This window comes from Pseudomonas sp. BF-R-24 (assembly GCF_019947335.1).
Classification (GTDB): domain Bacteria; phylum Pseudomonadota; class Gammaproteobacteria; order Pseudomonadales; family Pseudomonadaceae; genus Aquipseudomonas; species Aquipseudomonas jessenii.
The window spans coordinates 1-10,921 of the sequence record NZ_JAGYGG010000070.1; the positions used below are offsets into that span (position 1 = coordinate 1).

Consider the following 10,921-nt stretch of genomic DNA (forward strand, 5'->3'; position numbering starts at 1 on the left):
TGCGAGCGCCGACAGGACTTCAGCGTACCCGCGCGAGTGTTGGCCACCAGCGTCTCCACCGGCCCCCGCTCAACCTCTAGCAGCCTGACCGGCAACGGCTGTGGTCGACTCAACCAGCCGCCCAGCACCACCAGACAGGCCAGCATCGACGAGCCAATCAATAATTTGCGCATGGACTGCACCTCCTCCCCACATGGCTTGAGCCTAGGTCAGGAGGGTAAAAGCTCAACGCAAAACGCCATTTATCCGACGATTTTCAGACGAGCGTCAGATAAATGGCGAATGAGATTTGTTTCTCTCGCAACTGCTATTCCCCAGCCATGCCAACTCAATAAAATTCCTTGCCGCGGCGACGCTACGACGTCGAAGTATCCCCGGAAACTGTGCCACGCTTTGCCCATACCCGAATGTCTTCAAGCGACCCGCAGCGCACGGTCGCGTAAGGCAGGAAATGGCCGACCTCTGCCGTTCGCGACGAGCGGAATTCGGCCAAAAGCGGATGGTTTGGCCCAAACATAAATAAATCTGTCCCCCTTTTCCTGAAGCATACGACTAAGGCTTTTGATCGCACAAACGCGCAAAACGGCGTGTCGTGATCTGTGAGGTGATGATACGGAGCTCTCCAGAGGGCTGCCTAAATAGGGCCTACAGGAGAGTGGCACTAATGGAGCAGCGGGGGGATTACGGCATTTCTGTCAGCAGTGGCTTTTTGACATATCAAGATCCTAGCCCATAATGCTCTAAACTGTTTCTTATCAAGGAGGAAAGCATGAAGTCCCTTTTGCTTCTTCACATTATTGTTTTATTTCTCTTGAGTGGTTGCCAATCAAAGTCTGATGTTGTTAGTGATGGCGGCGTAGTTGATCCCAACGCAGGCTATGGAGCAAATACAGGCGCAGTCGATAACGGTGAGCTAGGAGTTATTCGGCCAGTCTCTGATGGTACTCATGGGTTAGTTAAGGTTTTATTTGCAACAAACAGAAAGCAGCTGGACTCCGAGCGCTGTGCAGAGGCATATAGCGGGCGTCGGGGCAGCTTTGGCGATACCAAATACGGGTATTGCATGGTCTCAATTCCTGTTGGGCATGAAGTTGGAGTGATTGAGGAGAAGAGGTGGTATCAGTTAAAGGAGGCTCCTGACAAACATGTGATGCTTTTGGGAGGGCAAACGATCAGTAAACAAGATTTTGATAAAATGCTAAACTTGGGATTGGTTAATAAGTCGACTTCTACGTTACTCTTTGTGCATGGCTACAATGTCAGTTTTGCTGATGCAGCAAAGCGGACCGCGCAAATGGCTTATGATCTGAATTTTTCCGGTGTTCCCTTATTTTTTAGCTGGCCAGCAAATGGGAAGGTACTCTCGTACGCTGCAGATGAGGCTAGTGTCGAATGGTCAGAGCCTGCATTGTATGATTTTCTTGTGGACCACCTTTCTAACTCCAAGATAGAGCAGACTTTTTTGATTGCTCATAGTATGGGGAATAGAGCAGTTTTGAGCTCGTTGGCGCGTTTAAAACTTGAGCGCCCTGATTTGCGCTATAAGCTGAAGGAGGTCGTCTTGGCTGCCCCAGATGTGGATGCTGAACAGTTTGTCGATATCATAGTTCCAAAAATAGCAGACCCGAAGGCGCCGGTTACTTTGTATGCTTCAAGTAGAGACAAGGCTTTGCTGACCTCAAAGAAGCTTCACTATTACGAGCGCGCCGGGGATGTGCCAGAAATTATAAAAGTATACGGCGGCGTAGAATTCATTGATGCGAGTGCTGTTAAGACGGACTTTTTAAACCACTCTTATATGGCGGAGTCTAGGTCTGTTATAAGCGATATTCTCGATTTGTTTGGTGGAAGCCGTCCTGCTAGTAGAAGTGGTTTGCGTGTAAGGGAAGCCCAGGTAGGGCAATATTGGGAAATCAAGTAGTTGCAGTAAGAAAATGTTGCTTGGCGCCATTGTTTTTGGGCTTTCAGTTTTGTGTCTGATCTTCGAGCAGTGAGAGTTCTCACGCCACTTTTCAGGCAGGGTTTGGGATTTTTCGAACGGTAACGCCCCCGTTTTAATGGGGGGATTGAAGAGGCGCACCAGTATTCTTCAATACAGCTTCGCCTCTCTATGAATGTCCGCTTTCTGGCCGATTGCTGCCTGTGGTGACCGGCAGGAATCGGCCAAGAACGGTCTTGCTCAAAAGCCGAAAAACCAAAAAGGGTCGCACATCCGCAAACCTCTACCTGCAATCTTCCATTCCGGCGATTATCACGCTGTTTTTTTTTTTTTGCTGTTGGAGAAATCGACCGGAAATCGTTGTCATATCACTTGCAGGCAAACCGTTACGATCAAGACGCTGATACGGTGGGCTACGGAAAAGCTTGGCCTGCTGCATCGTGTGTTTTATTACGGAGGTGGTGAGGTGAGTGTGAGACCCATGCTTGGTATGTTGGGGGGGGCTGCACTTTGCTCAGTCATGTTGATACCAGCGTCAGCGGACTACCGACGCGGCGGACACGAAGGCGGCGAGTGGAAGGACGAATACAGAGACGGGCCATGCAAGGTGAAAATAGAATCCAAAGACGATCAATACAAGGAAGAGGTCAAATGCCCGGATGGCCGCGGCGCCAATTGGCGTCGGGGCGAGTGGAAAGACGAGTTCTGGGAGCGTGGCTGCAAGGTCAAGATCGAGGCCAAGCGAGATGAATACAAAAAAGAGATCAAGTGCGATGACGATGATTGATCGGTTGAATCCACAGGCGATTGCTGCGCTGCGCGACAGGCAGTTATCGACCCATTATAGATAGTCCGTCAGACATCTTCCTATGTTTCCTATGTCTAGGGAGGCGGGGCAAATTAACTTTCAGATGGCCTAACTTTAAGGCTTGGAGGTGTCTACAAAACCAAGCAGATAAACGTCATGGAAGCGATAGCTCTCCAAGCCACGTGCAACTTTTCCCTACGTTACTGTCCGGCCTCGAACCAAAAATCCAGATCGTGCCAGTCTTCCTTTGCGTCAGGAAGAGCGCAGCCGGCCGGCCTTCATGGCATTTGGGTAATGGTACGGACATAACTTTCACATCACCATTTATTGCGTCGAGCCGAAAAACCAGAATTTGCGCTTCGATAGAACAAACGACCAAGAGGTCGTCATTTTCAAGAGCCATCTGCCCTTGATTGCAGGTTCTCCAGGTTCTATTGCTCCCCTGCGATATTGAGTGCAAAAGCTCTTTGCGCCAGGAAATAGAACCGTCGAGGGAGAGCTTTGTGATTTCCAGCGGCTTCGCGCTCTGAGTATCGTGCCAACTCGATAGTACATAAAACGCAGTTCGTGACTTCACCATCGCAACCGTTCCTGAACGACTTCCAGAATGGCTGTTGATGTTTGCTCTAACCGTTTGCCAGCCAATCACCTGTCCTGCGCGGTCAACACTTAGGACATTCACATCGTTCCAGTATTTTTTGTTGTTGTCCTCGCGCCTACCTGCAATGGTGGCCGCTACGATTTGGTCACCTACTGCTGAAACAGCCACCCCTTTTCCGAGTCCTAACCTTCGTTGCCACAAGAGCCTGCCCTGAGTCGATACGGCCGCCAGCCAATTTTCAGCACCGTCACGACCCGCGACGACCAATTCGCCTGAGTCGAGCGAGGTCACGCTCTTGATGACGCGAAATCGGATCGAGCTAAAAGAGTATTCCGCAACGATTCGCCCCTGTGGATCGAGCTTTCCGAGATAGGCATCTGCCATCGTTCCGCCGGGGACGTACATTCGCCTGTTTGTTAGACCGGCGAGCCAAAGAGTCTCAGCGGGGCCCTGCACAATTTGCAAGGCCTGCCCTTGAGTTGCAAGTTCAATGATAGATCCAGGACCTGCTTCGCTGGGCCGCAAGAGAATCGATTGCGATACCCCTTTATTTCCTAACGCCACTATTGAACCGCCGGCGTCGAGCGAGATTCCTCGAATAGCGAGAGCGTCTTGCGTGTCTCTCCCTCTAGGAATGGTTTCTGACCAGAATATTTTCAGCGCTGCACTTTCGGCAGCGGCTTGTTCGAGAGGAGTCCCCACCAGTAGAAACGCTGTGAAGGCTATAAGCTTCGCCATGAAATGAAAGGACTCCTGAAAGGCTTGGGTCCAAAGTTGCTAGGAATATTCGACACCTAACGTGAGGTGATAACGCCTTCACAGAACGGTAGCCCATTTGGCTCAATCATTTCCGGCAGCAATCCAAGCATAGCTACTCTTTTCCATCGCTCCGTCCACCGTCTGCTTTTGGTTGTGCCGTCATTCCGGCGCCATCAGCACCGCGAGCGTCAACTTGATGAATTCTTCATTCTTGTCGATGGCTTCCAGCGCGCAGCGCACGTTGTCGGCGACGTCGGCCGAGCCGCGCTGCTCGACCCAGTTCGAAAGCTCCAGGATGGCGGCTTCTAGAGCGAGCTGGTTTTCGTTGATTTTGAAGAGCAGGGAAGGGAGTAGGTCTGAGTTTGGCATCGCGATTCCTCCGTGGAGATTTAAGCGTAGCAGCCGGTAATGATGGAGGAATGGGGAGAGGGGTAACGGTCGGCGGGACATCGGAAGGGCTGTGCGCAAAACCTCCGCTGGAAGCCTCGGATTATCGTTTGCAAAAACACAAAAATACGGAAGTTTTGCCGCTCTAAAAACAGGATGTATTCATTATAAAACAATATAGGTGGCTATAGGTCCCGTATGGGATGTTAGGGGTCGAGAACCACACGGCGAAACGCTATGGTATGCGTGATCGGTATATCTGCGGTGTAAGTCGCTTCGGAGTGAGAACATACTTTGACACTGAAATGGGTGATTTTTACGGTCCGCAATCTCTAGAAGGTATGCGCAAACATTGGCCAGGATGGCAGCCAAAAAGGCGTAATTGCGACCCGGAAAAACTATTGAAAGGTGCAGCCTGATTGATTTTCCCTTGGGACTTAAAATCCCCCGCTCGTAAGGGCGTGCCGGTTCGATTCCGGCTTCGGGCACCATGAATATCAAGGGCTTGCATGGGATACCTCATGCAAGCCCTTATTTCTTTGCTCCGCAAAAATGGATCCCTGCTCCGCAACTCACGACCGCTGGTCATTTCGTAGGCGTCACTTTCATGCCTTTGCGCATGCGAATTTATTGCTCTGTCATGCCCACAGTAGTGTGTCCAAGTTGATCTCGCGCCGCCCGAATATTGCCTGTTGATTCTTCTTTGTCCGTTGCTGCCTTTGCTCTTAAATCGCGCATTTGAAAGTCAGATTTTTCAATACCGGCGGCTTCGCGGGCATCATCAAATCGTTTTCGAAGCATGCTGGTTGTCATTGGTTGGCCGTTTTCCATAACCACCAGGCGAGTAGACCGAATCTTGTAACCAGCCTTGCGCGCCAAGATTCGATCGATCACAACTTTCAGTTCGCCGACGATCTCGATCCTCCGCTTTGCGCTAGTTTTCCCCTGTTGAACGGCCAACTGGCCGTCGCGGATATCACGCTCGTCCATCTTTAAGGTATCCGCTATACGTTGGGCGGTGAGATAGAACAAATCCAGGGCGTCACGAAGCGGTTGCTCGGCCTGCTCATACACCTTCAGCAGTAGCTCATCCTCGATATAGATGTCCCATCCCAACTCCTTGTTGCCTTTTACGCCTGAACAAGGGTTAGCCAGGGCTGTGTAACCGCTCTGGCGGGCGAAATTCCATATTGAGTTGAGCAGCGCTTTTTCTCGGTTTGCCCGCATCGGTGCAGTTTTTGAGCGGTACCGCAAATACTGCCGTACATGTAAAGGCTCAATGGCCTCAAGTGGGGAAGGTGGGTCATTGAAGAACACCAGCAATTGCTTCAATTCCCGGGCGTTATCTTTTTGGGTCGCAGACGCCTTTGTCGGGACTACTTCCTCCATATATAGGTTAGCCACGTAATCGAAAGTGATCACCGTTCTCGCCAGTGCGGCTGAAACCCGGGTTTTCTCTAGCTTCGCGTATTCGAGGATGGCCAGGCCGTAATCGGAGCCAAGCGGAATTTCCCGCCGCGGCTTTGTGCCAGTGTCGTAGTAGTAATAAACAGTCCCACTACGCTGTTTGCGCTTTCTCAGCCGGGCAACACTGTCCGGCTTTATTGGTTTACGCCCCATTTAGAGTGCTTTCCTTGGCTGCCAGGTGGTGGGTAGCGCTGATTGAAGCTGCTTGCTAACTATCAATGCGGATGTGGTCACGCAAGGCCAGCCATTACGTTTGACGGTATGTCGGATGCCATTCTTGCGTAACACAGCCAGTTGACCCGCTTTGGTTCGGGCGGCGGTCAACTCGCACACTTGTTCGTGGGTCAAAAACTCAATACTGCTCATTGTTTACCTCCTTGGCGACTGACGCTCACGCCTGAAAAATCCAGCACTTCACGATGGGTTGCTTGGTGACGGTGGCGTTGGAGTGCTTGGCCTGGTGGGCGCGCACCGCGCTGTCGGTTGCCTTGGCACCCAGCACTTCACCCAGAGTGGTATTGCTCTAGCTGCGCTCGCGTTTGGTTTTGAGCCCTGTCCGCAGATCCGCCGAGCGTGCGCGAATGCTGAGCACGTCGGGTGCGCCGCTGTGCTCGGTTTCGTCGACGGTATAGGTGCCTTTGTCCACCAGGCCGGTATCACTCCAGCCCAGCCCAGCCCAGCCCAGCCACAGTCGCAAAGTGGCGCCCTTGGGTGGAATGGCCAGAAGGCCATCGTGGTCGCTGAGAGTAATGCTGAGCTGGTCGGCCTCGATGCCGCGATTGTCGGTCAGCTCCAGGTTCATCAGCCGCGGACTGATCAACTGCGCTATGTCATTGCCATCGACGGTCAGGCGAAACGCCGGTACCGCATAGGCGGCATCGCGGCGGGCTTGCTCCAGTGCGTTTTTCACATAGCCCGTTACCCGGGCAATCGCGGTATCGATCACAGCAGCCCCCTGAGAATGTTCAAGCCGGCGCCAGTGGCGGCGAGGATGACCCCGCCGATACGCTGGTACCACGACTGGCAGCGGCGGGAGCTGATCTGACTCGGGTGCACATCATTCAGGGGCGCATCAATGCTCAAGGCGACGCTGACCCGTTCGATCCGGCCAATGACATCGCTTTATTGAGGGCCACCGCCCACGAAATTGGCGGCGTCTCTCTGTTGATGCTCGATCCGATCGTCAGTGCCGTGAGGGGTGATATGCACAAGGCCAACGACGTGCGGCGCGCGCTGCAGGGTGTGGTGGACTTCGCCGAGCAGAACCTCTGCGCGGTTGTGGGCATTTCGCATTTCGCCAAGGGAGGGGCGGGATCGTCACCGGCTGATCGGGTAATCGGCTCACAGGCATTCTCGGCGCTGGCGCGTACGGTGCTGGTGGCCGCCAAGCAGGAGGACTCCGACCAGCGAGTGCTGGCGCGGGCGAAATCGAACATCGGCACCGATGAGGGTGGCGTCTCCTACACCATCGAGCCTTGCGACATTGGTGGCGGGATTGAGGCCACGCGTGTGCTGTGGGGCGGTGTTATCGAGGGAAGCGCCCGCGAAATCTTGGGGGACGTTGAAGCAACTGACGAGGAACGCCTGGATGACAGCGACGACCCGGCAGAGGCCTTGCGACGCATCCTAAGCGCTGGGCCACTGACGGGAAAAGACGCCAAGCAGTTGATGACTGGCAATGGCTACACGCAGAAGCAGATCCGCAACGCCCGTGAACGCCTTTCGATAGTGACGGCCCGCTCTGGTTTCGGGAGCGACACGGTCGTCAGTTGGTCCCTGCCTCAGGCACAGGGTGACTTTGCACTTTTTCGCCCTGCGAAGTCGACGGAAACACTGCATGCCGGCGAAGAAACCGAGGTCGGGGCGGATGAGGTGGTCATATGAATACCGCCATCGATTACCTCACCAGGTTCGGCTTATCCGCCCGTAAAAAGGGTTACCGAATGGTCGTATCGCCCTGGTCACTGGTCACCGATGACTTGCAAAAGTACATCTGCGCTCACCGTCTGGAGTTACTGGCCGAGTTGACTGCGAATGACGGCATCGCGCGCAAAACTCATTGGCAGGTCACGATTCCAGGTTGCCGGTCTTTCACGATGGTCGGCGAGCCCTGCACCCATGAGGAAGCCCAAAGTGTCATCCATTCCATTTGGCCAGAAGCAGAGGTGACGCCCTGACCAGAGGTCAGTTACTGCACGGCATATGACCACCCAACCTGATGATGTTCTTTCCTCTCGGCAGTGCACTTGTCCATGTAATTGCATATGAGCTGACCAGGCATTTGCATTAGTCGTGACCGACCAGATATCAAGAGTGAGAGGCTCATAACGACTCACAGCAGACAGTGAAGCAGTGCATTCTCCCAGTACGTGGCCGGATGCACTCTCTGCACTCTCTGCTTTGTCCAACTCCCAAAGCCGCCGAAACCTGCAATGTGCTGGGTTGACGGTTTCCCGTGCCTCGTCTCTGTATCGTCTAGCGGATAATCGAGTTCTGCGGCATCAAAAACGCTCATCAAATATCGCTGGCAACGTAAGTTCCTTGACGAAGCTTGCTGAAGACAGACTCAAGACCATGCGTACGACCTGTACGACGTCGTGTACGGGGATGGAGTGGCCTTCACCGCGCTGCTCGGCAAGTGCTCTTGGCGTGTTCAGCGGATCTTCGGTATTTAGGTAGCCGAGGTTCAGGCAAGTAACTCCCAGGCGTTGCTGCCTGTACCCTTCGCGTAGCGCATCGGCGATACCACGCAGGGCGAACTTGGAGGCGCCAAAGGTGACTTCCGGTCGTCCACTTTGCGGCAAGCCTGAGGTCGAGCCGGTCAATATGATTCTTGGGTTGGCGCTTTTGAGCAGCACCGGCAGCAGCCGCTTTATCAGGACAATGGTTGAAGTGATATTGCAGTTGACGATTGTCTCCACCTGATCGTCGTGGTCAGCCAGGAAGTCGTACGCTGGATCAAAGGCAAACTCTTCCCATACTCCCAAGTTATAGATCAGCGTATCTAGCCTGCCATCCACCACAGCCTGTTCGATGACCTGCACAGCCTTTACGGGCTCATTGAGGTTGGCTTCGACCCAGCACACCTCGATATCGGCCTTGTGTGTCAGATTTTCGGGACGTGTTCGAGAAACTCCAATCAACGTGTCGCCAGGCTCACCCAATCCATCGATTAAGGCTCTGCCCAACCCTTTGCTTGCGCCTACTACCATGGTTTTCATTTGATCGTCTCCTTGACCTGCATGCTGACTGGTGGGCGGCATGCAAGCAGACGATTTATGGCCTGACAAGGAGGAGGTTGTTTCAAGTTATTAGCGGGTGGGAGCAGACTCGCTCAAGAGCGCCGTCATTGCCGTGGCAGAAATGGATATGCGAGTGAATCTCCCCCGGGTGCTTACGACAGTTTCAGACGTTGCTCTCTGTCGGAAGCAAAATGTCCGCCTCTGGCCGAAAAGCAGGCTGAGAGTGGTTATGGCCGATTGCAGCCTGTCGCGAAGGGCCGCAGTCGACCCGAAGCTGCCCTTCAAGGAAGGACAATCGCCACCGTGGATCTGAGTACCTCTTACACTTGAGTCAGTACTCCACGGGGCCGAAATGTCCTCTATATCCGACCTGAGTGAGTATCAAGCGATTAATGCATTTGATGCTTACCAAGTCGTTCTCCAGTGGACGTCCAAACAGGGCAAAATTTTGGATTGTGTATGCTTCTGCGTACTTTTCCCGCTCAGGATGATAGCGCCGCAGTGACATACCATAGGTGGTTTCAAAAGGATGGCCACCAGTGCGAATCAAACTAAAGAACGACGGGTAAATTATGCCGTCAAAGCCCGTTTCTTTGGCTGCTAATGCGATTGCTCGGGAAATCTCATAGGAGTGAGAACGTGCCAGGAAGAGCATATGGATAGCCATATCCAAGCTTTCGAACTCTGTCACATCCTCTTCGAGTAAATGAGTAAGATCCAGGAGCCGTAGGTTCCGCTTGGGCTCCAGGGTAGCAACGTAGATGTCGTCATCTGTCGATGCTCGACATTCATGGATGCAAACGTCGATGTCCTGCGATCCGTACATGATAGGAAAGCCTGGCGAGTCGAGCCGCCCCTTTCCAGCGAGTGCAATCGGTGGGCTGTCATACTCTGCCGGATCAGCTGGACGTTGTGGGCAGATTCGTAGGCGATAAAATTTCTCCCCCATTTCAAGTGTCTTTTCTGGGTATTCCTTCATCACGCGCTTGATGATTTGCGACCGCTTCAATTCATCCTGAAGATCCTTAAGTGGCTCGACTTCGCCAATCATCCAGAGGCGTGGGCCGTAGTGGAAGAAGCCAAGCTGAGCAGCCTCCTGAAGAAGTCTGATGTCATCTTTGAGCCAGATCGAGGGCGATATATCGCTCCTCCCAAAGTGATGCTCGTTGCACTGAATAACAGGCGCTGCGCCTTAGTCGCAACGGACGGTAGTTCCACCCACAAAAAAGCGCCATGCAAGAGATTCAATAAGCTCCTTCGTCAGCTTTCGCCCTTCTTGGCTATGGCAATTCGGACATTTCACGCGTTCCTCAATGCCGAGCTTGAATGCATCTATCCGCAGTCCTTCATCTGTGAAGCATTCAGAGCAAAGGAGGGTTTGATTCGTCTCCGCCGTTTCTTCTGCCATAGTCCTACCGTGAATACTTTTATGGGGTTGAACTCAAACTTTAGACCAAGTGGATCGCTCCGGTTTTTAGCTCACTTGAACCCGGCTGCTTTTGTCCGCTTTTGGCCGGTTTCTGCCTGTCACGAAGGGCCGCAGTCGACTGTGGATTCAACCGGTCGATGCAACACAACTAAATTCTGTGTGAGCAGAAGGAGTGTTGCAGATGAAGCAGAGACCTCGGATCTATTACACCGAAAGCCAGAAAAAACTGATGTGGGATCACTGGCAGAAAGGCGACTCTCTCCAGCACATAGCCCAACTATTTGATCGA

10 protein-coding genes, 1 tRNA gene and 2 pseudogenes are annotated in these 10,921 nt (G+C 53.0%); 5 read left to right on the top strand and 8 right to left on the bottom strand.

Features of this window, described 5'->3' with window-relative positions; genetic code table 11:
• Positions 1 to 173: pseudogene (locus KGA98_RS27835) on the bottom strand (efflux RND transporter periplasmic adaptor subunit); the annotation flags it as partial.
• 1,022 nt (positions 174 to 1,195) lie between these two features.
• Between KGA98_RS27835 and KGA98_RS28835 the strand changes: the two are divergent.
• Together KGA98_RS28835 and KGA98_RS27845 are read left to right on the top strand one after the other, a co-directional pair.
• A complete protein-coding gene (locus KGA98_RS28835) occupies positions 1,196 to 1,921 on the top strand; it encodes an alpha/beta hydrolase (protein ID WP_411736681.1) in 726 nt (241 codons plus the stop codon).
• Between the two features lie 193 nt (positions 1,922 to 2,114).
• On the top strand, positions 2,115 to 2,726 hold the full coding sequence (locus KGA98_RS27845; RefSeq protein WP_223504870.1) for a hypothetical protein: 612 nt from the start codon (positions 2,115 to 2,117) through the stop codon (positions 2,724 to 2,726).
• Between the two features lie 175 nt (positions 2,727 to 2,901).
• Here the strand turns inward: KGA98_RS27845 and KGA98_RS27850 are convergent, their stop codons facing one another.
• Together KGA98_RS27850 and KGA98_RS27855 are read right to left on the bottom strand one after the other, a co-directional pair.
• The gene (locus tag KGA98_RS27850) at positions 2,902 to 4,086 is read right to left on the bottom strand and encodes a hypothetical protein (protein WP_223504872.1); all 1,185 of its coding nucleotides are present in this window, start codon (positions 4,084 to 4,086) and stop codon (positions 2,902 to 2,904) included.
• A 180-nt stretch (positions 4,087 to 4,266) separates the two neighbouring features.
• Positions 4,267 to 4,476, bottom strand: a complete 210-nt coding sequence (locus KGA98_RS27855; protein ID WP_223504874.1) for a hypothetical protein — start codon at positions 4,474 to 4,476, stop codon at positions 4,267 to 4,269.
• 431 nt (positions 4,477 to 4,907) lie between these two features.
• On the opposite strand from KGA98_RS27855, the gene KGA98_RS27860 reads away from it, so the two are divergent.
• Positions 4,908 to 4,985: transfer RNA gene (locus KGA98_RS27860), tRNA-OTHER, on the top strand.
• A 136-nt stretch (positions 4,986 to 5,121) separates the two neighbouring features.
• Here the strand turns inward: KGA98_RS27860 and xerC are convergent.
• The 3 genes and pseudogenes from xerC to KGA98_RS27875 all read right to left on the bottom strand — a co-directional run.
• On the bottom strand, positions 5,122 to 6,114 hold the full coding sequence (gene xerC, locus KGA98_RS27865; protein WP_223504876.1) for a tyrosine recombinase XerC: 993 nt from the start codon (positions 6,112 to 6,114) through the stop codon (positions 5,122 to 5,124).
• Positions 6,115 to 6,327: a DUF4224 domain-containing protein gene (locus tag KGA98_RS27870; protein WP_223504878.1), complete on the bottom strand. Its 213-nt coding sequence runs from the start codon at positions 6,325 to 6,327 to the stop codon at positions 6,115 to 6,117.
• 160 nt (positions 6,328 to 6,487) lie between these two features.
• Positions 6,488 to 6,907 (bottom strand): annotated as a pseudogene (locus tag KGA98_RS27875) (phage late control D family protein); the annotation flags it as partial.
• 104 nt (positions 6,908 to 7,011) lie between these two features.
• On the opposite strand from KGA98_RS27875, the gene KGA98_RS27880 reads away from it, so the two are divergent.
• Positions 7,012 to 7,845, top strand: coding sequence for an AAA family ATPase (locus tag KGA98_RS27880; RefSeq protein WP_411736680.1), 834 nt, complete (start codon positions 7,012 to 7,014; stop codon positions 7,843 to 7,845).
• Positions 7,842 to 8,138 carry a hypothetical protein gene (locus KGA98_RS27885; RefSeq protein ID WP_223504882.1) on the top strand — a complete coding sequence of 99 codons (297 nt, stop codon included), beginning with the start codon at positions 7,842 to 7,844 and terminating at the stop codon, positions 8,136 to 8,138. Before KGA98_RS27880 ends, KGA98_RS27885 begins: the two co-directional genes overlap by 4 nt.
• 324 nt (positions 8,139 to 8,462) lie before the next feature.
• Here the strand turns inward: KGA98_RS27885 and KGA98_RS27890 are convergent, their stop codons facing one another.
• A complete protein-coding gene (locus KGA98_RS27890; RefSeq protein ID WP_223504884.1) occupies positions 8,463 to 9,182 on the bottom strand; it encodes an SDR family NAD(P)-dependent oxidoreductase in 720 nt (239 codons plus the stop codon).
• A gap of 352 nt (positions 9,183 to 9,534) precedes the next feature.
• Positions 9,535 to 10,254 carry an RES family NAD+ phosphorylase gene (locus KGA98_RS27895; RefSeq protein ID WP_223504886.1) on the bottom strand — a complete coding sequence of 240 codons (720 nt, stop codon included), beginning with the start codon at positions 10,252 to 10,254 and terminating at the stop codon, positions 9,535 to 9,537.
• Positions 10,255 to 10,921 lie beyond the last annotated feature (667 nt).